The organism is Desulfitobacterium dichloroeliminans LMG P-21439 (genome assembly GCF_000243135.2).
Classification (GTDB): Bacteria; Bacillota; Desulfitobacteriia; order Desulfitobacteriales; family Desulfitobacteriaceae; genus Desulfitobacterium; species Desulfitobacterium dichloroeliminans.
In genome coordinates this window covers 3391798-3412988 of record NC_019903.1, presented here as the reverse complement: position 1 = coordinate 3412988, position 21191 = coordinate 3391798, and the positions used below count along the sequence as shown (strand labels likewise).

The following is a 21191-nucleotide window of genomic DNA, read 5'->3' as shown; positions in this document are numbered from 1 at the left end:
AAGGATTAAAAACAAGGAGGAATTAATATGTCAAAAATCGCAGAAGTCAAAGCTATGGTAGAAGCGGGTAAAGCGAAACTCGTACCGGGTCTGGTTCAAGAAGCTCTAGATGAAGGTAATGCAGCTGGAGATATTCTTGAAGGTATGATTGAATCCATGGGCGTCGTAGGAGATAAATTCTCCTCCGGAGAACTGTTCGTGCCGGAAATGCTCATGGCAGCCAAGTCGATGTCGAAGGGTGTGGATGTCCTTAGACCACTTCTCACGGGCGAAAGCGCTAGATCTTTAGGTACATGTGTTATTGGAACTGTCGCCGGAGACCTCCACGATATCGGTAAGAATCTAGTGGCTATGATGTTGGAAAGCGTGGGCTTTACTGTTGTGGATCTCGGTGTGGATGTATCTGCCGAGAAGTTTGTCAATGCCGCCAAAGAAAATGACAATGTTAAACTTGTAGCTTGCTCCGGTCTCTTGACCACCACGATGCCTGCAATGAAGGAAACAGTCAATCTGCTCAAAAGCAGTGGCCTTTCCGGCATCAAGGTAATAGTTGGCGGTGCGCCCGTTAGCCAAGAGATGGCCGAGACAATCGGCGCCGATGGCTTCGCTGCCGATGCAGGTGGAGCCGCTGTAAAAGCGAAAGAATTAGTAAGCGCATAATAGCGTAAATGAATTTATAATCGGGACAAAAAGAATAGGGAGGCGGATTTTCATGTTAACCAAAAAGCAAAACCTATTAGAAACCATTCGCGGCGGCAATCCGGATCGTTTTGTCAATCAGTATGAGTTTATGGACATCATCTTGGAAAACCCAGTTGATTTCATGGCTCCTCCCGGAGGCGAAATCAAGACGGGTTGGGGTATCACCTTTAGATGGCCCGAAGGCCAAATCGGTCAGTTCCCTGTCCATGATGAAGAGCATAAAGTTCTTAAAGATATCACGAAGTGGAGAGAACAAGTTAAGGCTCCCGAGGTTCTAGACACAGATGAGGCATGGGCAGCTGCCGTTGAACACGCCAACAGAATCGACCGCAATGAGCAATTCGTTACCGCCTTTGTTGCGCCTGGCGTTTTTGAAATGTGCCACCACTTGATGAGCATGGAAGATGCTTTGATGGCCTTATATGAAGAGCCGGAATACATGCATGAGCTGATTGACTATCTTACAGAATATGAATTAAAGCTAGCAGAAGTCATTTGCCGTCGTCTCAAACCTGATGCCCTCTTCCACCATGATGATTGGGGCAGCCAAAAGAGCACCTTCATTTCCCCGGCGATGTTTGAAGAATTCTATCTTCCGGCTTACAAGAAAATCTATAGCTATTACAAGCAACATGGGGTTGAACTGCTGGTTCATCACAGCGATTGCTATGCCGCAACCTTCGTACCGTTCATGATTGAAATGGGCGTTGATATTTGGCAAGGGGTCATGACTACTAACAACACTCCTGAGCTTATCAAAAAATATGGCGGGAAGATCAGCTTTATGGGCGATATCGACAGTGGTGTCGTTGACTTCCCTACCTGGACACGGGAAATTGCTGCCAGAGAAGTGGAAAGAGCCTGCACCAATTGTGGGAAGCACTATTTTATCCCCTGCCTAACCCAAGGTCTGGGATTTAGCTCCTTCCCCGGCGTTTATGATTGCGTAAGTGAAGAGATCGATAAACTTAGTAAAAAAGTGTTCTAGAATTAAAATTAACAAAGCCTTCGGAGCTAGCCTTCGGAGGCCCTGTTTTTCTGGGAAGAGGGATGAAAATATGAATCCAGAGATCATGGACTTAATATCCTTCATAAAAGGCCTCGGGGTAGATCATTGCGCACCTATTGACACCCAAGATATTCCCTTTAATGTCGACTTCAGAAAGCAATGTGAGCAAAATGTCTGCGGCAACTATAAGAAAAACTGGATGTGCCCCCCCGCTGTGGGGGATTTTGGAGAACTCCGAGAGAAGGCCCTCCACTATCAACAGGGTATAGTGTTCCAGAAGGTGTTCCAGCTGGAGGATTCCTTCGATTTTGAAGGAATGCAAGCCGGGATGGCTGAGCATACCAAACTATTGCAGGCTGTTATAACTCAGCTTAGGGAAGTAGGTCTTTTTAAAGACTTCCTGCCGCTCAATGTAGGTCCGTGTACTGTCTGTGAACGATGCTCTATGCTGGATGACGAAGAATGTCGCTCCCCGGATGCTGCTATTGCCTCGATCGAGTCCTATGGAATCGATGTAACGACTTTACTAAAGGGATGCGGAATACCTTATAATAACGGTAAGAACACCATGTCTTGCGTAAGTCTCATCTTGATTTAGAGATAAACAGTTTCTGTCCTTTGACCGGGCAGAAACTGTTTATCTTTACAGATGGATGAGTTGGCGAAGTTGTTTATCCTGCAATATCCTTAATGATGACATTAAGAATTCGGATGGTTAAAAATAGAGGAATTGTGCAAAAGATGTCAAATTGTGATAACTATAACATATGTAGGCACTTTCACATAAAGGAGCTATGATCATCATGAATACAACCTTAATGAAAATCTCAACCATCGGAAGCTCCCAAGCGGTCGCTGATGAATTACATCGGGTAGTGTCAATTTATTTTGGGCATAAGGTCGAAATGAAACAGCGGTATTCGATTAAGGAAATGCCCACCGTCTTAAACGACGATCTCTATATCGCTCTTCCCACGAGAGTAGAGGAAGCCTCAAAGTACGTGAAGAGGGAGAAGATTTTTCCTCTGGAACTCATCCCGGAAGAAATGCTTTACATCAGACTTGCTCGAGTTCCCGAAGGCTCCAATGTAGTAATTTTCAATAATAATTCTTCCCAAGGTAAGGTGATAGAGAAATATCTTCTAGAACATGAAGTCAATCATGTTCGATATCAAATAGCACCCTATGCTGAAATGGATGATACCCAGATTAGGGGAATCTTACAAGCTGCCGATTACATCGTTGGGATGCATGGCTTTGTAGGGAATCGGGATATCCTTTGGACCAAATATGGGGGATATTTTGACAGAAATAAGGTCTCTGTCATTGAATTCAATCGAACTATAAAACCCGAAGATATTCTGCACCTAACAGAGAAGGTAGTCGAATTTAACTTTAACCAGATTCTTTTCAATACTCAAAGTATAAGCTTTGACTTAAATGCACATATAGAAGAGGTTACGAGTTCGATGGAGGGTATCGTTGATTTTCTGGCAGAGACGAATGTGGGGATTTTGGAAGCGGACAACCAAGTAAAAAAACAAGTGAATCGTATTGATGAGACCATGGAAATCACGAAAGAACTCAATATAAATGCCCAAAAAATTGAAGAACTTATCGATACCATAAAGATGATATCTGACCAAACCAATTTGCTGGCCCTCAATGCAGCTATTGAGGCGGCTCGTGCCGGAGATGCCGGGAGAGGATTTGCTGTAGTCGCCGACGAAGTTAAAAAGTTAGCTGATAAAAGTAAACAGTCCATTCAATTTATCCAGCAGCAGGTAACGAATATTAAACAGACCAATAACCGCACCGTGCCGTTGCTGAAATTCCTAGCTAGCGAAATTACGCAAATGGATGAGATTATTAACAAGATCCTGGCAAGTTCCACAATCAATCAGACGGAGGCCAAGTCCATTTCTGAGGCGCTTACCCGTGTGACACGAATCAGTGAACAGCTTACCAGTGAGTTTGTTGCCTTTAGCTTTTAGGAAACGAGTTATAAGTTGACAACAGTAGAAATGCGGCCCTTCAGATTAAATCTGAAGGGCCGCATTTCTACTGTATCCTATTCCACTTCTGCGGCCATCATCATGTTTGTATTGATGGCCCAATAGATAATCGGTATTTTCTTACTTCGCTAACTCCCGGACAGCCTCAATAGCGAGCTCGGTCTCTTTCAGGGTGTTAAAATGTGAAAAGGAGAAACGAATTGATCCATCAAGGTCAAATTTCTTGTGAATGAGTGGGGAGCAGTGAGCGCCGGCTCGAACACAGATCCTATAGTTTTCGTAAAGAAGACTGGCTACTTGGGCACAGTCATGACCTTCAATGTTGAGAGAGACAATAGGCACACGGACCGGTGCTTCTAAATCTCCATAGACGGTGACCTTAGGCAAGTTGACCACTGCTTGGGCAAAGGTGCGGGCCAACGCATCTGCCTGCTGATGAATAGCCATGAGACCTGTGGAACGGATGTATCGTACCCCGGCTAGAAGCCCGGCAATCCCATGAACATTTTGTGTGCCGGCCTCTAAGGCATCGGGTAGCTCTTCCGGATGACGGGGGTCGAAGGTATGGTGCCCGCTTCCTCCAACCAACAAGGAGGAGGGTTGAAAACCTTCCCCAAGACAAAGTCCACCCGTACCTTGGGGCCCGTAAAGAGATTTATGGCCGGTGAAGCACAGAGCTGAGATTGTTTTATGCATTCGGACGGGCAAAAGCCCTGCACTTTGCGAGGCATCGACGATAAAACGAACGCCACGATCAGCACATAACTCGCCGATGGCTTCGATATCAAAAACATTTCCGGTCACATTGGAGGCATGGGTCATAACAACTGCTTCTGTATCCGGGCGGAGGGCAGCGGCTATCTGATCCACAGGGATGCGCCCTCTCTCATCACTGGGGACCACAGTATAGTTCCCCTGCCGATAAACAGGTCGTAACACGGAATTGTGATCTGCTGCCGAAGTCACAATATGTCCCTGGATGCTGCCGATGGCGAGGTTTAAAGCAGCAGTGGCATTGGCAGTAAAGATAACCCTCAAGGGGTCTTGAAGACCGAAAAAGTCGGCAAGCTCCATCCTGGCCTCCATTAAGGTGCGCAGAGCATTTAAGGCAGGAGGATGAGCTCCCCTGGAAGCATTGCCTAAAGTATTCATAGCTTGTATAACCGCCTCTTTGACTTCGGCAGGTTTTATTAATGTTGTGGCAGCGTTATCGAGATAAATCATAATTTCCTCCACTATATGAAATGCTAAAATTAGTGGGTAATAGTACCGACAAAGGTAGTCGTTATTTCTAAACAGTAAGAATCACTTGTCTACGGAGTTGAAAAGTGCAACAATTAATACAATTATAGTATAACTTAAGAAAAAGCGTTATGATAGAATCGTTATTCTTTTAGCTACGAAGGAATCCCCAAATAGCTTGTGGAATATTTGTAGAATGAGTACAGAATATCAACGTCATAGCATGTAAATGGCAATAGCATATATAATAGAAAAATAAAGAATAACAACATAAAGAATAGCAAATTTCTTATAGGTCAGTTGTTGAAAGGGGAACCAAAAAAGATGAAATCGTTTTTATCAAGCTGTACTACGGGTGGCTGCGGAGCAAAGATAGGCCCCGGTGAGCTATCGAAAGTTCTATCGGCGTTACCTACCTTTCATAATCCAAATCTCCTAGTGGGGTTTGATGCCTCTGACGATGCTGCAGTTTATCAAATGAGTGAAGATACAGCTATTGTTTCTACGGTGGATTTCTTTACACCCATGGTGGAGGATCCGCGAACTTTTGGCAGGATTGCAGCGGCTAATGCGTTAAGCGACGTTTATGCTATGGGAGGGTCCCCTCTTTTTGCCCTCAATATTGTCTGTTATCCGGAAAGGGAGGAGCTTCAAGCTTTAGGAGAGATTCTAGCAGGTGGAGCAGAAAAACTTCAAGAGGCCGGAGTGGTCCTTTGCGGAGGACATTCCATTTACGATCGAGAGCCGAAATACGGCTTAGCAGTCACCGGGCGTCTCAATCCGCACGAGATATGGAAGAACAATACTCCCCAACCAGGGGATCAACTGATACTCACCAAACCTATAGGAGTTGGCATCATCATGGCTGCCTTGCGGGGGGAAATGGCAGAACCTGAGGCTATCGAAGCTGCCCTTACCTCCATGCAACGACTTAACAAATATGCGGCTGAAAAAATGCATCATTTCCCTGTTCACGCCTGTACGGATATTACCGGGTTTGGCTTGCTTGCCCATGCCCAGGAAATGGCAGGAAAAGAAACATCAGTCGTCCTCTATCCCTCTCAGCTACCTTATATACCCCAAGCCTTTACTTACGCAGAAGGTTTTCTACTAACTGCCGCCGGTCAGCGCAATCGTAATTTTATGGAGGGTGCTGTGGACTTTGGCAAGACATCTTTTCCTTTACAGGAATTAATGCTTGATCCTCAGACTTCCGGTGGTTTACTGTTCAGTGTACCGAAAGCCTGTGGGGGAGATGCCTTAAGTGCTATTAAGGAGGTAGAACCTCAAGCCAGGATCATTGGAGAAGTTTTACCGCGCCACGATTTGCCCATCATCCTCAGGTGAGAAAATCAGCAGACATATCAAGATAAGGGAAAACCCAAGTGATAGGAGGAAATAATAATGGCAACCATTGATGCTTTAGGACAAGTATGCCCTATTCCCGTAATCCGTGCCAAAAAGGCTATCGAAGGATTAGGTGAAGAGGGGGGAGTTATCGAAATACTCGTCGATAACGATATAGCGCGCCAAAACCTTCAAAAGATGGCCTCAGAAATGGGTCTGCAAAGTGAATTCGCTCAAAAAGAAAATGGCGTCATTGAGGTGACGATTGTAGCTGGTGAAGGCTGTGTGCTGGAGAATGACCTCGCAACAGAGGACTCTGGATTAGTCGTCGCCATCGGGCGGGATACTATGGGAGAGGGCAGCGAGGAGCTCGGGCGAATCCTCCTGAAAAGTTTTATTTTTTCTTTGAGAGAACTGACTCCGCCACCCACTCATCTACTTTTCTTTAATTCGGGAGCCCATCTGACCAGTAGTGTCTCGAATAGCTTGGAAGACCTGATGGCTATGGCTGAACAAGGTACCAACATTCAAACTTGCGGTACCTGCACCAACTATTATGGCATCTCCGATAAGCTAGGGGTTGGTGAAATTGCCAATATGTACAGCATCGTGACTATCATGGCCGGAGCGAAGCGGTTGATTAATATTTAGGGGGTATTATGTGCTCTATATCGTAACATTCCCCAACACTCATATGGCTATTTTGGCTGAGAAATCCCTGCAACAAGGAGGTTTCTCAGTGGGTATCATGCCGATACCCTCAAGCATCAAGGCCGGTTGTGGTATTGCTTTAAGGGTAACTGATGCCCAAGCCGCTCAGGGTCATTTGTTAGAAAATGAAATCCATTATGGGGAGATATACCTGGCGATAACCACTGAGAAGGGAACAACCTATCAGCAAATCAATAGTGACTCTTGATAATAACTTGACAATTAATTTATTTTCAATTCAATTACTTGATTAGGTATTAGCTTAACTATGCTCAAGAATAAACCAGAAATAACAATTGAAAATGAGGGAATATAATGATAGTGCAAGAACGTATCGCAAAACTAAGAAAACTTATGCAAGATAATCAGATGGACGCCTATATTGTGCCGAGCGCCGACTCTCATCTCAGTGAATATGTAGCGGAGCATTTCAAATGCCGCCAGTGGATCTCGGGCTTTACCGGTTCCGCAGGCACAGTAGTGGTTACCTTAAAGGATGCAGGTCTTTGGACAGATGGCCGTTATTACATTCAAGCCGAAAAACAACTCCAAAATTCCGGAATCCGTTTGTTCCGTGGGGCAGATCCTCGGGTCCCTAGTTATTCAGAATGGTTAAAGGATCTTTTGCCGGCGGGAGCCTCCGTGGGCTTTGATGGACATGTCTTTTCCGCTAAACAGGTTCAAGATCTGGAAAAGGAATACCAAGGACAAATTTCCTTAAAGTTCAATCGCGATTTAATCGGGGAATTATGGCAGGATCGCCCGACATTACCTACCACAGATGCATTTATCTATGACCTAAAATATGCAGGTCGTTCCCGTGGGGAAAAGCTAGATAACCTTCGTGAACAGATGAAGGATAAGGGCGCCAATGTTCATGTGCTCACCGCTTTAGATGACATCGCCTGGCTTCTAAATATCCGGGGTGATGATGTGCCGAATAACCCAGTGACAATCGCTCATGTCTTAGTCACTCAAGATGCTTGTTATTTATGTATTGATGAAACCAAAGTTTCCAGCACCATGAAAGCAGAGCTGGAGGGGGAAGGGATCCGGATTACAAAGTATACAGCCATTGTTGAGCTCCTGGAAGGGTTGCAAGCTGAAGATTCCGTCCTCTTTGATCCTGAGTCGCTCAACGCTGTCCTTTATCATGCTATCCCTTCCGCAACGAAAAAGGTGGAAGGAACAAATCCTACCACCCTACTCAAAGCAATTAAAAATAAAACTGAACTGAAGAATCTACGGACGAGCTCTATCCAAGATGGAGTTGCCATGGTTAAATTCATCAAATGGCTCAAAACCAACTTGGGTAAAGAAAACATGACCGAGTTTACAGCTGGAGATTACCTAGATAATCTGCGAAGAGAGAACAAAGAATGTGTCGGGCTCAGCTTCGATACTATCGCCGGACACAAGGATCACGGGGCTATGATGCATTATAAAGCCACTCCTGATAGCGCCTATACCTTGAACCAAGAAGGATTTCTTCTCGTGGATTCAGGTGGTCAATACTTGGGCGGGACCACAGATATCACCCGTACCCTTGTTTTAGGACCCCTGACGGAGGAAGAGAAAAGGGATTATACCCTGGTGTTAAAGGGGCATATTGCCTTAGCTGCTGTGAAATTCCTCCATGGCGCCACAGGCTCGAATCTCGATGTTTTGGCCAGACAACCTATCTGGAAATATGGTCTTGATTATAAATGCGGTACTGGTCATGGAGTGGGGATGTTCTTAAATGTCCATGAAGGTCCTCAAAGACTGAGCCAAACGCCCAACACCGTAAAGCTTGAAGAAGGCATGATTTTAACCAATGAACCCGGTATTTACAAGGAAGGAAAATTCGGCATTCGCACCGAGAATATGATGGTGGTCGTTAAGGATGAAGAGACCGAATCTGGTCAATTTATGCGGTTCGAGGCCCTGACCTATTGCCCTATTGACATTGCGGGTGTGGATCAAGAATTGCTTACTGCTGAGGAAAAAATGTGGCTCGCTGACTATAATAAAATGGTTTATGCCAAACTGGAACCGTATTTAAATGATGAAGAAAAGGCTTGGTTAGCTCAAGAGATTGGGACTAAGCAGCACTAATATAGAGGAGAGAAGTGGGATGAAACTAATTTCATGGAATGTCAATGGCATCCGAGCTTGCCTGAACAAGGGCTTCATGGACTTCTTTGAAAAAGAACAGGCGGATATTTTTTGCCTTCAAGAAACAAAGATTCAAGCAGACCAGATTCCTTTTCAGCTGGAGGGGTATCATCAGTACTGGAATTATGCTCAGAAGAAAGGCTACTCAGGTACTGCCGTGTTTACAAAACAGGAGCCCTTGAAGGTCACTTATGGAATAGGCAAAGAAGAGCATGATCAAGAGGGCAGAGTGATTACCCTAGAATTCGAAGGTTTCTATCTGGTCACGGTGTATACGCCCAACTCTCAAAGGGGGCTGGCTCGTCTGGAGTACCGAATGACCTGGGAGGAGGAATTCCTCAGTTTCCTCAAGAATTTGGAGCAGGCGAAGCCTGTCATCTTTTGTGGAGACCTTAATATGGCCCATACGGAGATCGATCTCAAGAACCCCAAAACCAACCGCAAAAACGCTGGTTTCTCTGATGAAGAACGTGCCAAATTTGGCGAGCTTCTGAAGAAGGGTTTTATCGATACTTTCCGTTATTTCTACCCAGATAAGACTGAGGCGTATACCTGGTGGTCCTACATGTTTAATGCGCGGGCCAATAATGCAGGGTGGCGTATTGACTATTTTTGCGTTTCGGAAAGTCTCAAGGACCAACTTAGGGATGCTGTGATTTACTCAGAAATCTTGGGTTCCGATCATTGCCCCGTGGGTTTAGAGATTTTCTAAAAAATGGGATCAGGTCCCATTTTTTAAGCCATACCGTTATGCTCCATGGGGTCGACACCTTGTACTGTTTACTGAAAACTAAGGATATTGTTATATATCAGTTGACATAAACAATGAGATGTAATAATATAATTTCTATAGCGTTGACTGCCTCGAATTAAATACAATCCAAGATCTTATCAAGAGTGGTGGAGGGACTGGCCCAATGAAGCCCAGCAACCGGTATTCCCTAGAATACAGCGGTGCTAATTCCTGCGATGGAGCCATTGATAGATGAGAGAGGAACTGGAAACCCGCACCCTCTTTCTTGTAAAGAGGGTCTTTAGTTATAGGACTTATGTGTTGAAACGCTTGAAGGAGAGAATGACATGCCAATTAATGTGCCCGATGGCCTACCTGCTGCTGAAATACTTACCAAAGAAGATGTTTTTATTATGGAAGAGGGTCGCGCCGAACACCAAGATATTCGCCCTCTGAGTATTGTGATTCTTAACCTCATGCCTAATAAGATTGTCACAGAAACTCAGATTCTTCGCTTGCTGGGGAATTCTCCGTTACAAGTGGATATTACTCTACTCTATCCGGAGACCCACCTAACTAAGAATACACCAGAGGAATATTTGATTAAGTATTATCAGACCTTCGATGGGATTAAGGACAAAAAATTTGACGGGATGATTATTACTGGGGCGCCCATCGAGCAAATGTCTTTTGAAGAAGTAGATTTCTGGCCGGAGCTCCAAAAGATAATGGATTGGAGTAGACACAATGTGTTTTCGACACTATTTATATGCTGGGGAGCGCAGGCTGGGCTTTACCACTTTTTTGGGGTGCCCAAATATCCTTTACAGGGGAAAATGTTCGGGGTATTCCCTCACACCCTCAATCGTCGGGATGTCCGTTTGCTCAGAGGCTTTGACGATCTGTTTTATGTGCCCCATTCCCGGCATACGGAAGTCAGAAAAGAAGATATCTTAAAGATACCCGAGCTGGAAATCCTTTCAGAGTCTGAGGAATCAGGGGTGTATTTAGTTGGGACCAAGGGCGGACGGCAGATTTTTGCAACTGGTCATTCTGAATATGACCCCCACACCTTGAAATCTGAGTATGACCGTGATGTGGCCCAGGGACTAACCATCAATGTCCCTTTTAATTATTATCCTGGAGATGACCCAACCAAGCAGCCCACCGTCAAGTGGCGAGGCCACTCCAATTTACTCTTCGCCAATTGGCTGAACTATTATGTCTACCAAGAAACTCCCTTTAACTTGGACGAAATAAAGTAAAGGAAAAAAAGATAGTATAATCGGGGCAAGGGTCAAAAATTCCCTTATTAAATAAAAAAATTTACTAGGTAAATTAAACAAGAAAGAAGGATGCAAAAATGTCTAACTACGCGCAGGACCGGGAGGCCGCTTGGCAGCTTCTTAATGAATATGTGAAAAGTGAAACCCTATTGCGTCACTCACTGACGGTAGAAGCAGTGATGCGTCATTTTGCTACCCTCTATCTAGAGGATCCGAATATTTGGGGTAATATTGGCCTCCTCCACGATATTGATTATGAGATGTACCCCGATCAACACTGTCGCAAAACGAGAGAAATACTCACCCCCAAAGAATTAAGCGATGAATTCATCCGAGCCATCGAAAGCCATGGCTATGGCCTAGTCCATCATGTGGAACCCCGGGAAAATGTTGAGAAGGTTCTCTTCACCATTGACGAACTGACCGGTCTGATCTCGGCAACAGCCTTGCTTCGCCCCAGCAAAAGTATCCATGATTTAACCACCAAATCCGTAAAAAAGAAATGGAAGCAAAAGAGCTTTGCGGAGAATGTCAATCGGGAAGTCATCGAGGAGGGAGCCAATCGCCTCGGTAAAGATCTCGAGGAGATTATCGAAGAGACCATCAAAGGAATGCGCAACATCGCGGTGGCAATCGGTTTAGAAGGCAATGTAGAGGCAGCACAAGAAGCTGGGAAATAAGTACGCTGGCCCTGGAGCGCCTGAGCACGTGATTCTCCGATAAAGAAACCATCCGGTGAATGGTTTCAGGAGATCACGCCCGAAGGTCGCGGATGTATGTAAGCTACTCCACCCAGACTAGTTTTTTGCAAAAACTTTGCGAAATAAGTCTTGACAGCCGAAGTGTAATAGATTAGAATCATAACAACGTTAATCTATAGTTGAACACGATGAACGGACGTCCTACGCTGATTAGGTGAAGAGAGCTGACGGGTGGTGCAAGTCAGTCTATGAAGCCAGTGGATTCCATCCCGGAGTGGCCAATGATGAATTGTGACGGGTTCCGCCCGATATCGCGGACATAAGTTGGCCGTATACGGCAACATGGGTGGCAACGCGGGAGTAACCTCTCGTCCCTAATTAGGGACGAGAGGTTTTATTTATTTTCCGCAATGCACTACCATAGCTTCTTCTTATTTTGGAAGAAGAAGGTGGTTGAGATAATTCCTATGTATCGTGATCGGCTAGAACTTGGGTGGCACCGCGGAAAACCCGCCCCAATGCTGGGGTGGGTTTTGTTTATTTCTGATTACCCAATATATGTTAACTGTTATAATTATTTATATTTAAGGGGGATATTTCAAAATGAAAAAAGTTTACAATTTTTCCGCAGGCCCTGCTGTTCTGCCCCAAGAGGTGCTTCAAGAAGCAGCCACAGAAATGTTAAATTACCAGGGAACAGGTATGTCCGTTATGGAAATGAGCCATCGTTCTAAGACCATCGAGGGAATGATGCAGGAAGCAGAACAGGATTTGAGGGATCTACTCCAGGTTCCCAATAATTATAAGATCCTCTTTCTTCAAGGGGGAGCATCCCAGCAGTTTGCTATGATCCCCATGAATCTTATGAAAAATCGAGTTGCCGATCATCTCAATACCGGGCAATGGGCCAAGAAAGCCATCGGCGAAGGCAAGCTCTATGGCAAGATCAAGGTTGTCGCTTCTTCTGAAGATCAAAACTATAGCTATATCCCCGATCTTAAAAATCTAGAGTTTTCTGAGGATGCCGATTATGTCTATATCTGCCACAACAATACCATCTTTGGCACCAAGTTCAACGAGCTCCCCGAGGTGGGAGGCAAACCCTTAGTAACCGATATGTCCTCGGATTTTCTATCCGAACCCATCGATGTTACGAAATATGGCCTGATTTTTGCTGGGGCCCAAAAGAACGTAGGACCAGCTGGGGTCGTGATTGTAATTATCCGAGAGGATTTAATCACCGAGGATGTTTTAGCCGGAACCCCCACTATGCTGAAGTACAAAGTGCATGTAGACAATAACTCGGCCTACAACACTCCACCGGTTTATGGTATCTATATTTGCGGCAAAGTGTTCAAGTGGCTCAAAAAGCTCGGCGGACTGGAAGCCATGAAAAAGATCAACGAGGAAAAGGCAGCCATCCTTTACGACTACCTGGATACCAGTACTATGTTTAAGGGCACAGTAGTCAAGAAGGACCGCTCCTTAATGAATGTTCCTTTCGTGACCGGCTCTGAGGAATTGGACGCTAAATTCATCAAGGAAGCGAAGGCCGCAGGCTTAGAAAACCTTAAGGGTTACCGCACAGTCGGAGGAATGAGAGCCAGTATCTATAACGCCATGCCTATCGCAGGAGTCCAAACTCTGGTCGACTTTATGAAAAGATTCGAAGCAGAAAACAAGTAAAGAATGTCCCCTGTGTCGTTCTGAAAAACAAGTGATAATTTATGTAGGGAACGACCCCGTCGTTCCGAAAGAAGAGGAGTGTTCATATGTATAAAATCAATTGCTTAAATAAAATTTCGGAAACCGGCTTAGGCCTTTTTACCGATCATTACGTGAATGTCGATCGTCACGAGGATGCTAATGGAATTATTGTGCGCAGTGCTAAAATGCATGACATGGATCTACCCAACACCATCGAAGCCATTGCGAGGGCAGGGGCTGGAGTCAATAATATTCCCCTAGAGAAATGTGCCGAAAAAGGGATCGTCGTATTTAATACCCCAGGCGCCAACGCTAATGGTGTAAAAGAGATGGTTTTAGCCACCATGATTATGGCGGCCCGTAATCTTATCGGTGGAGTAAACTGGGTAACCTCCTGTCAGGCGGATCCCGATGTGGCCAACCTCGTGGAAAAGAACAAGGCCAAGTTTGTCGGCAGCGAAATCAAGGGCAAGAAGCTGGGGGTCATTGGCCTAGGCGCTGTCGGAATTCTCGTCGCCAATGCTGCTAATAAACTGGAGATGGAAGTCTATGGCTATGATCCCTTTATTTCTGTGGAACATGCTTGGAAGCTCTCTAAGTTTATTAAACCCATCAAATCTGTAGATGATATCTTCAGGGAATGTGATTTTATCACTGTCCATGTTCCTTTATCGGATTCCACGAAGGGTATGTTCAATAAAAACGCCTTCGAACAAATGAAGGATGGAGTTGTCCTCCTGAATTTCTCCCGGGATACTTTGGTTGAAGAGGATATGTTGATAGAAGCCCTCAAGACAGGTAAAGTCGCCAAATATGTTACGGACTTCCCCAATCCCAAGGTCTGCGGGACAGAAGGCGTCATTGCCATCCCTCACCTAGGAGCATCCACAGCAGAATCAGAAGAGAATTGTGCTGTGATGGCCGTAGAGCAAATGATGAACTATCTTGAGAAAGGAAATATCAAAAACTCTGTTAACTATCCTAACTGTGATATGGGGATCTGCAACCAAGCAGCCCGGATTGCCATCAATCACAAAAACATTCCCAATATGTTGGGCCAATTTACCTCAACCTTAGCGAAGGAAAATGTCAACATCTCCGATCTCATGAACAAGAGTAAAGGCGGCTATGCCTACACCCTCATCGATATTGAAAGCCCAGCTAGTCCAGAGATGATTACGAAGCTCAGAGAAATAGAAGGAGTACTTAGAGTTCGCGTCATCGAGTAAGTCATCAACTAAGCAAGTTATTCATTGTCATCGTGAACAAGGTGAAGAATCTTTCTGTAGCAGTAAGATTCTTCACCAGCGCTCAGAATGACAGGTTAATATTCAAGGGGCCAAGGAGTGAACTCCTGTCCCTAGAGGAGGGAAATAATGTGGCAAGGATTAGACCCTTTCAAGCTCTAAGACCAAGGGAAGATGTAGCGAGCAAAGTAGCCGCCCTCCCTTATGATGTTTACAATCGAGAGGAAGCTCTCGAGGAAGTAAAGAAGGAACCGCTCTCCTTTTTGAAGGTGGACAGAGCTGAGACACAATTCCCTGAGGATTTTAATCCTTATGATCCTCAGGTGTATCAGAAAGCCAAAGATATCCTGCAGGCAATGACTGAAGAGGGGATCCTCATCAGAGAAGAAAAACCCTGCTACTATATTTATGAGCTGACCATGAATGGGAGGGCTCAGACTGGGCTAGTAGGGTGTGCAGCTATTGATGATTATCTTAATGATGTTATCAAAAAGCATGAATTAACCCGTGAAGATAAAGAACAGGATCGGATTAATCATGTGGATGTTTGTAATGCACAGACTGGGCCAATCTTTTTGGCTTACCGTTCTCAGGCAAGAATCAATGAAGTGACGGAGAGGGTGAAAAAAGAAAAGCCTCTCTACGATTTCACAGCAGTAGATGGAGTCAAGCATATCGTCTGGATTATCTCAGAGGAGCGGGATATAGAGATTATCGCTACCAGCTTTGCTGGGATCGAAAGCATCTATATTGCGGATGGTCATCATCGGACCGCTTCAGCAGTCAAGGTCGGCCTTAAACGTCGTGCTGAAAATCCCGCCTATACCGGTGAAGAGGAATTTAATTTCTTCCTTTCAGTACTCTTTCCTCATGATCAGCTGATGATTTTAGACTACAATCGAGTGGTCAAAGACCTTAACGGTTTGACTAAGGCTGAGTTTTTAGAAAGGCTTAGCAAGCCCTTTTTGCTGGAAGAGCTAGGGGACACTCCTTATAAGCCCAACGTAAAAGGGAACTTTGGACTGTATTTAGAGGGAACCTGGTATAAACTGACGGCTCGAGAAGAGATCCGGTCGGCGGATCCTGTAGAAGCGCTCGACGTATCTTTCCTGCAAAATCATCTATTAAAGCCGATTCTTCAGATTATAGACATACGAACAGATAAACGCATTGACTTCGTGGGTGGAATCCGAGGATTGAAAGAACTTGAGAAAAGAGCGAACAGTGATATGAAGTGTGCCTTTTCCTTATATCCGACTTCCATCCAAGAGCTTTTTACTATCTCGGATGCAGGTTTATTGATGCCCCCCAAATCCACCTGGTTTGAACCAAAGTTGAGAAGTGGACTATTTATCCACGAACTAGAGTAGAGAACAACCACAAAAGTCCCCTTAGGGTGAGTGATTTAAAACACATATTAAAGATACAAAGTGGTGTATCCTAAAAGGAGAGGCGCAACCGCTCATAGAGTAGTTGTAACCCCTCCTTTTTTCATGATGAACTAAAGGTGTGTATGTTTTGAATCCTGTCCATAGAAAGGTATAATATATGACAATAGACCAAATTACCGGGAAGGAGGAGGATAAGACGATGTATATTGAAGAATCCTTACAGCTGCAAAATAAGCTTCTAACCACACTGGTTACTGGCGGTGGACTTAAAGAACTAGTGGAAAGTCTCTCGAACTTCATTGAAAAAGGGGTAATCATCACTAACCCTTCCTATCGTGTTCTCCATTCCACTTTATCCAATGAAAGCTTGAAGCCAGGGGATAGCTTAGATGTCTTAGCACTTAATCCTCCCGTACCTGGACGAGTTCTGATCCTGGCAGGTGAGGAAGGGCTAGAGGCTCTTGCCCTCGAACTAAGCCATGACTCTAAACGCTTGGGTTTTCTGTTTATTTGCAATCCGGGCACGGATGACGATCATCGGTTAAAAGTCCTTACTCATCAGGCTCGGAACCTCTATGTTATCGAGATGCAAAAGCAAGAAGAACTACTGGAAACCGGTCGTCATTACCAAGATGCTTTTCTCTTCGATCTGTTTTATGGAAATATGGAGGATAATGAAGATATTATCTCAAGAGCAAGACTATGGGGTTGGGATTTTGCCCAGCCCTATGTGGTCACGGTTTTCGAACTAGAGGATTATGAGGCCTATTCCGAAGATCATTATTTGGTATCGAGCCTTTATGATATCATCCAGTCTATCGTTCAACCCTTAGATCGATCAGTTATTCTAATGAAGAAAAACGAAGAAGTTATTTTAGCCCTGCCTATTGAAGAAAAAAAGCGCCGCGATGACAAGGCGTTTATCAATATGATTATTAACCAAGTGTTGGCTCAGGTTGACGAGCGTATTGTATCACGCAGAGTTCGAGTCGGCACAGGGAGGAAATACGATCAGCCCACCGAGTTGTTTCGAAGCTATCAAGAGGCTAAGGTAGCCGTGAAGCTCAGTGTCTTGCTCAAGGGCAAAGGAAATATGACGTATTTCCGTGATCTGGGCGTCGAAAGAATTCTTTACAACCACGACAAGCAGGAACTTCTAGAATTTTATCGGGAGATCTTAGCGGACTTGGAAGCTCAGGATAAGCAAAAAAACGAATTAGTAGAAACCCTAGAAAATTATCTATCTCATCATTGCGACTTAAAAGCCACGGCCACTGCCCTTTTTCTCCATCCTAACTCCCTGCGCTATCGACTAAAGCGCATCGAGGAGATTTTAGACGTTAATCTTGAGGATTTTGACATCATCGTAGCCTTGATTATTGCTTTCAAAATCAAGCATCTGATTGGTTTTAAGGAGAAATTATCAGCGACGATTTACAGATCTTCCAAAATGTCTGCCCTCGCAATTGTTATGAGACCTGTGGGATACTATCCACTGTGGAGAATGGAAAGCTGATAAAAGTTGAGGGGAATCCCATGCACGGTTATACCCAAGGGCGACTTTGCGCCAAAGGGTATGCTTATACCGAATACGTCTATAGTCCACAGCGTTTAAAATATCCCTTGAGACAGTTTCCCAGAGGATCAGGGAACTGGCAACGGATAAGCTGGAGTGAAGCCCTGGAGATGATTGCTTCGAAAATGATCGATCTCCATGATTTATACGGTTCCAATTTAGCTTGTGGTTATAATAAATTTACTGGAAACATTGGGATCCTCCACCAAGCGACAGAAGGCATGTTTAGAGGACTGGGATCCCATACGAAGACCCATGGTGATTTTTGCCTGGCAGCTGGAGAAGATGGTCTTCATTATAATCGTGGCAAAACCCAACTCCGTGATCCTGAGGAGATGGTCAATGCAAAAGCTATTGTTCTATGGGGTGTAAACCCTGCCCGGACGGCCGTTCATCAATGGAATTTCATTAATCGTGCTCGGGATAAAGGGGCGAAACTCTTAGTGATTGACCCCCTATTTACCCCGACGGCAGCTCAAGGAGACATCTATCTTCAGATTCGCCCGGGTACAGATGGACTTCTAGCCATGGCAGTTTTGAAATATCTCCAGGAACAGGGACAGCTGGATCAGGATTATATTGAAGAAAATCTTCATGGTTGGGAGGCTTTTCAAAGCTATCTCAAGGAAGAGGTTTCCCTTGAAGAAGCTAGCCTTGTTACTGGGGTGCCTCTAGAAGGAATTCGGGACCTAGCTGAACTTTATCTACAGTCTCCTTGTGCTACTTGGGTGGGGTATGGCCTACAGCGCTATTCCAACGGCGGACAAACGGTCAGAGGAATTGATGCCTTAGTAGCCTTGACCAAAAACCAGCATCATGAGGGTGGAGGACTCTATTATTCTAACTTCCCGAAGCTATTCCCGGAGACCATAAAGAATTTTACAAGACCGCAAGGGGAAAAGGATATTGTAGAACGAAGTCTTGATATTAATCACTTTGCGCAAGAGGCCTTAGCCTTAAAAGACCCACCCCTTAAACTTCTTTGGATTGCTAGCCATAATCCTCTCAGCCAAGCACAAAATCTGCAACACTGGCAGAAGCTTTTTAAACAGTTAGAGCTTATTGTGGTAGTTGACTTGTTTATGAATGAGACCACGGCAGAAGCGGATCTTGTCTTGCCGGCAGCGACTCCTTTTGAGGAGTATGACCTGCAGAGTAGTTACTGGCACCAATGGATTGCCCTGAACCAAAAGGCCATATCCCCTTATTATGAAGCTCGAAGCGATTTGGAAATTGCCCGTAACCTCACCCAGGTCCTCAATGATCACAGGCCAAACTTCTCTAGCTTTCCTTATCTGCTCACAGCCCTAGATTGGATTAAGGGGGAGTTAACACCGGAAGCACTTAACCAGTTAGAGATCGACAGCTGGGAGGATTTGCTTCAAGGACCGCGCAAACTCAAACTGGATAAAACCACTGACAACAAACAAAGCTACTCAACGGAATCGGGTAAATTCCAACTCATGTCTGGGGATGCCAAGAAAAGCCAATTACCGGCTTTGGTGCGTTTTCAAGAACAGAAGATTACATCCCCTTATCCTTTGCGTTTACTTACCCCTCAGAGTTTACTCAGACTTCATTCTCAATATCGAGTGCTTACCTGGTTGGATATTGGACAAAAGACGACTAGGGTGGAGCTCAACCCTCAGGATGCTGAACAGCGAGAGCTCAAGGAAAAGGATCATGTGATTGTCTTCAATGACCGTGGTTCCTGCTTTAGGAAAGTGAAGATCAATCCCTACCTCCCTACGGGACTTGTGGTGATGACCCAAGGGGATTCGACGAACCAACTATTAGCCGGACAAAGCACAGATATGGGGATTCGTACGGCTGGCGCACGAGGGGCAGCCTTTTACGATTCTTGGGTAGAGGTGAAAAAGAAATGACCCAAATTAGTGCCAAAGGCTTTCTCTTTAACGTGGATCGTTGCATCGGTTGTCATTCCTGTGTACTGGCTTGTAAGAATGAAAACAAAACAGCCAGTGGAGTATCTTGGCGCCGAGTCAGCGAAAATGGAGAGGGGTCAGGATCGTATCTTTCCATTTCCTGCAATCACTGCTCCAGCCCCGAGTGTTTTCGTGTCTGCCCGGAGAATGCCTATGTTAAAAGAAGAGACGGCATCGTTCTGATCGACTCCAACCGCTGTGCAGGCTGTCAGACCTGCGTAGCAGCGTGTCCGTATGATGCTCCGCAATTTGACCCTGTAGCCAATCGAACCAGTAAATGCAATTACTGTATCGATCGGCAAAAACAAGGTCTACATCCCGCCTGTGTGACAGCATGCCCCACAGGTGCCTTGCAAATGTTAGATGTAAGTAATAGCCTAGGTAAAAAGACAGTTTCTACTGTTGAAGGTTTTCCGGACATTCGATTGACGAAGCCCTCCATTCGTTTTTATCCTCCCAAAGAAAAGAAAAGGTATTGGCTCAAGAACTAGAACCGATTGTGCAGCAGCTATTTAAAGTGTAAACACTGAAATAGCTGCTGTTTTTATTTTACTGTCACAAAGTATAGCTTTGGTGCCTGTTTCCTCCACTACAGTTAAAATCATTCTAAATAGAGTCTCCAATATACAAATATACACCTGCATTTTTTGTAACACTGTACAAAAGGGTTTGTGAAATAATGAGTTTGTAAAGGCGGTGTAAAAAATGATTAAAGAAAACTCAATAACACAGATTGAACCTTTACTCGATACGCGAATCTTCCTCTATGATTTTCTAAGAAGGGCTTTTCTCCAAGAACCGAACCCTGAATTTCTTTCTTTTCTCAAGGAGGGTGGTCATTTTGAGAGCTTTCCATTCCAAGAGGATCATGAAGAGATTGCTCAGGGAGTGAACCAACTTCTAGCCTTTATGCAAGAGAAGGACTTAACAAGTTCAGAGGTTCTTGATTCCTTACACGGGGACTATACCCGTATGTTTATCGGTCCAGATCGATTGCCGGCTCCCTTATGGGAATCTGCCTATCTGCACAAGGAGCGGCTGCTTTTTCAAGAGCAAACCCTCCAGGTCAGACGAGACTATCTGAAGTATCATCTTCTACCCAAGCATTTTATGCAGGAAGCAGACGACCATCTTGGCTTGGAACTGGATTTTATGTATCAGCTGACGGTACGCTCAAAGGGTGTTATGGCTGAGGAAAAGCTGGATGAGTTAGAAGAGATTTTTTCAGATCAAAAGGACTTTTTAGAAAACCATCTATTGAAGTGGGTTCCAGAGTTGACCTTAAGAATAAATGAAAGTGCCAAGTTCAGTTTTTATCCTGGAATCGCCAAGATTCTAAAAGGATATCTCGCCTTGGATCTAGAGGCTCTGGGGGAGCTTTTGGATATAACTCGATGTGTTAAATAATTTGGAGGTGAAAA

General features: G+C 44.8%; 19 protein-coding genes and 1 riboswitch. Of the genes, 18 read left to right on the top strand and 1 reads right to left on the bottom strand.

The genetic code is table 11. The annotated features are described in order from the left end of the window. Nucleotides 1-27: 27 nt before the first annotated feature. The 4 genes from DESDI_RS16150 to DESDI_RS16135 all read left to right on the top strand — a co-directional run bounded on the left by DESDI_RS16150 (nucleotide 28) and on the right by DESDI_RS16135 (nucleotide 3705). Nucleotides 28-660: a cobalamin-dependent protein gene (locus DESDI_RS16150; protein ID WP_015263682.1), complete on the top strand. Its 633-nt coding sequence runs from the start codon at nucleotides 28-30 to the stop codon at nucleotides 658-660. Between the two features lie 52 nt (nucleotides 661-712). Further along, on the top strand, nucleotides 713-1690 hold the full coding sequence (locus DESDI_RS16145; RefSeq protein ID WP_015263681.1) for a uroporphyrinogen decarboxylase family protein: 978 nt from the start codon (nucleotides 713-715) through the stop codon (nucleotides 1688-1690). A gap of 70 nt (nucleotides 1691-1760) precedes the next feature. After that, complete coding sequence (locus tag DESDI_RS16140) at nucleotides 1761-2309, top strand: DUF2284 domain-containing protein (protein WP_015263680.1); 549 nt, start codon at nucleotides 1761-1763, stop codon at nucleotides 2307-2309. A gap of 205 nt (nucleotides 2310-2514) precedes the next feature. Continuing rightward, on the top strand, nucleotides 2515-3705 hold the full coding sequence (locus tag DESDI_RS16135; RefSeq protein ID WP_015263679.1) for a methyl-accepting chemotaxis protein: 1191 nt from the start codon (nucleotides 2515-2517) through the stop codon (nucleotides 3703-3705). Nucleotides 3706-3846: 141 nt separating this feature from the next. Here DESDI_RS16135 and DESDI_RS16130 read toward each other — a convergent pair whose 3' ends face one another. Then, nucleotides 3847-4950, bottom strand: a complete 1104-nt coding sequence (locus DESDI_RS16130; protein WP_015263678.1) for an aminotransferase class V-fold PLP-dependent enzyme — start codon at nucleotides 4948-4950, stop codon at nucleotides 3847-3849. Nucleotides 4951-5292: 342 nt separating this feature from the next. On the opposite strand from DESDI_RS16130, the gene selD reads away from it, so the two are divergent. The 14 genes from selD (at nucleotide 5293) to DESDI_RS16060 (ending at nucleotide 21177) form a co-directional block, all read left to right on the top strand. After that, entirely contained in the window at nucleotides 5293-6315 is a 1023-nt protein-coding gene (selD, locus tag DESDI_RS16125; RefSeq protein WP_015263677.1) for a selenide, water dikinase SelD, read from the top strand. Nucleotides 6316-6372: 57 nt separating this feature from the next. Continuing rightward, nucleotides 6373-6966, top strand: coding sequence for a sulfurtransferase-like selenium metabolism protein YedF (yedF, locus tag DESDI_RS16120; RefSeq protein WP_015263676.1), 594 nt, complete (start codon nucleotides 6373-6375; stop codon nucleotides 6964-6966). A gap of 10 nt (nucleotides 6967-6976) precedes the next feature. After that, complete coding sequence (locus tag DESDI_RS16115) at nucleotides 6977-7234, top strand: putative Se/S carrier protein (protein WP_015263675.1); 258 nt, start codon at nucleotides 6977-6979, stop codon at nucleotides 7232-7234. 107 nt (nucleotides 7235-7341) lie between these two features. Continuing rightward, nucleotides 7342-9123: an aminopeptidase P family protein gene (locus tag DESDI_RS16110; protein WP_015263674.1), complete on the top strand. Its 1782-nt coding sequence runs from the start codon at nucleotides 7342-7344 to the stop codon at nucleotides 9121-9123. A gap of 19 nt (nucleotides 9124-9142) precedes the next feature. Next, nucleotides 9143-9895, top strand: coding sequence for an exodeoxyribonuclease III (locus tag DESDI_RS16105; protein ID WP_015263673.1), 753 nt, complete (start codon nucleotides 9143-9145; stop codon nucleotides 9893-9895). A 173-nt stretch (nucleotides 9896-10068) separates the two neighbouring features. After that, nucleotides 10069-10175, top strand: a riboswitch (SAM riboswitch). Nucleotides 10176-10263: 88 nt separating this feature from the next. After that, a complete protein-coding gene (metA, locus tag DESDI_RS16100) occupies nucleotides 10264-11181 on the top strand; it encodes a homoserine O-acetyltransferase MetA (RefSeq protein ID WP_015263672.1) in 918 nt (305 codons plus the stop codon). A gap of 98 nt (nucleotides 11182-11279) precedes the next feature. Beyond that, nucleotides 11280-11882, top strand: coding sequence for an HDIG domain-containing metalloprotein (locus DESDI_RS16095; protein WP_015263671.1), 603 nt, complete (start codon nucleotides 11280-11282; stop codon nucleotides 11880-11882). A gap of 624 nt (nucleotides 11883-12506) precedes the next feature. Further along, nucleotides 12507-13589: a 3-phosphoserine/phosphohydroxythreonine transaminase gene (gene serC, locus DESDI_RS16090; protein ID WP_015263670.1), complete on the top strand. Its 1083-nt coding sequence runs from the start codon at nucleotides 12507-12509 to the stop codon at nucleotides 13587-13589. 86 nt (nucleotides 13590-13675) lie between these two features. After that, nucleotides 13676-14839 (top strand): phosphoglycerate dehydrogenase, encoded by a 1164-nt coding sequence (locus DESDI_RS16085; RefSeq protein WP_015263669.1) that lies wholly within the window; start codon nucleotides 13676-13678, stop codon nucleotides 14837-14839. A gap of 149 nt (nucleotides 14840-14988) precedes the next feature. Continuing rightward, nucleotides 14989-16227 (top strand): DUF1015 domain-containing protein, encoded by a 1239-nt coding sequence (locus tag DESDI_RS16080; protein WP_015263668.1) that lies wholly within the window; start codon nucleotides 14989-14991, stop codon nucleotides 16225-16227. 220 nt (nucleotides 16228-16447) lie between these two features. After that, on the top strand, nucleotides 16448-17764 hold the full coding sequence (locus tag DESDI_RS16075; RefSeq protein WP_015263667.1) for a PucR family transcriptional regulator: 1317 nt from the start codon (nucleotides 16448-16450) through the stop codon (nucleotides 17762-17764). Then, nucleotides 17671-19710, top strand: a complete 2040-nt coding sequence (locus DESDI_RS16070; RefSeq protein ID WP_015263666.1) for a molybdopterin-dependent oxidoreductase — start codon at nucleotides 17671-17673, stop codon at nucleotides 19708-19710. The genes DESDI_RS16075 and DESDI_RS16070 overlap by 94 nt, the downstream gene beginning before the upstream one ends. Continuing rightward, complete coding sequence (locus DESDI_RS16065; protein WP_015263665.1) at nucleotides 19707-20261, top strand: 4Fe-4S dicluster domain-containing protein; 555 nt, start codon at nucleotides 19707-19709, stop codon at nucleotides 20259-20261. The genes DESDI_RS16070 and DESDI_RS16065 overlap by 4 nt, the downstream gene beginning before the upstream one ends. Before the next feature lie 214 nt (nucleotides 20262-20475). Next, entirely contained in the window at nucleotides 20476-21177 is a 702-nt protein-coding gene (locus DESDI_RS16060; RefSeq protein ID WP_015263664.1) for a TorD/DmsD family molecular chaperone, read from the top strand. Nucleotides 21178-21191: the final 14 nt, after the last annotated feature.

Excerpts from the sequence above, each read along its gene's own strand:
- DESDI_RS16150 (WP_015263682.1), top strand. The coding sequence starts at position 28 with ATGTCAAAAATCGCAGAAGTCAAAGCTATGGTAGAAGCGGGTAAAGCG.
- DESDI_RS16145 (WP_015263681.1), top strand. The coding sequence starts at position 713 with ATGTTAACCAAAAAGCAAAACCTATTAGAAACCATTCGCGGCGGCAAT.
- DESDI_RS16140 (WP_015263680.1), top strand. The coding sequence starts at position 1,761 with ATGAATCCAGAGATCATGGACTTAATATCCTTCATAAAAGGCCTCGGG.
- DESDI_RS16135 (WP_015263679.1), top strand. The coding sequence starts at position 2,515 with ATGAATACAACCTTAATGAAAATCTCAACCATCGGAAGCTCCCAAGCG.
- DESDI_RS16130 (WP_015263678.1), bottom strand. The coding sequence starts at position 4,950 with ATGATTTATCTCGATAACGCTGCCACAACATTAATAAAACCTGCCGAA.
- selD (WP_015263677.1), top strand. The coding sequence starts at position 5,293 with ATGAAATCGTTTTTATCAAGCTGTACTACGGGTGGCTGCGGAGCAAAG.
- yedF (WP_015263676.1), top strand. The coding sequence starts at position 6,373 with ATGGCAACCATTGATGCTTTAGGACAAGTATGCCCTATTCCCGTAATC.
- DESDI_RS16110 (WP_015263674.1), top strand. The coding sequence starts at position 7,342 with ATGATAGTGCAAGAACGTATCGCAAAACTAAGAAAACTTATGCAAGAT.
- DESDI_RS16105 (WP_015263673.1), top strand. The coding sequence starts at position 9,143 with ATGAAACTAATTTCATGGAATGTCAATGGCATCCGAGCTTGCCTGAAC.
- metA (WP_015263672.1), top strand. The coding sequence starts at position 10,264 with ATGCCAATTAATGTGCCCGATGGCCTACCTGCTGCTGAAATACTTACC.
- DESDI_RS16095 (WP_015263671.1), top strand. The coding sequence starts at position 11,280 with ATGTCTAACTACGCGCAGGACCGGGAGGCCGCTTGGCAGCTTCTTAAT.
- serC (WP_015263670.1), top strand. The coding sequence starts at position 12,507 with ATGAAAAAAGTTTACAATTTTTCCGCAGGCCCTGCTGTTCTGCCCCAA.
- DESDI_RS16085 (WP_015263669.1), top strand. The coding sequence starts at position 13,676 with ATGTATAAAATCAATTGCTTAAATAAAATTTCGGAAACCGGCTTAGGC.
- DESDI_RS16075 (WP_015263667.1), top strand. The coding sequence starts at position 16,448 with ATGTATATTGAAGAATCCTTACAGCTGCAAAATAAGCTTCTAACCACA.
- DESDI_RS16065 (WP_015263665.1), top strand. The coding sequence starts at position 19,707 with ATGACCCAAATTAGTGCCAAAGGCTTTCTCTTTAACGTGGATCGTTGC.
- DESDI_RS16060 (WP_015263664.1), top strand. The coding sequence starts at position 20,476 with ATGATTAAAGAAAACTCAATAACACAGATTGAACCTTTACTCGATACG.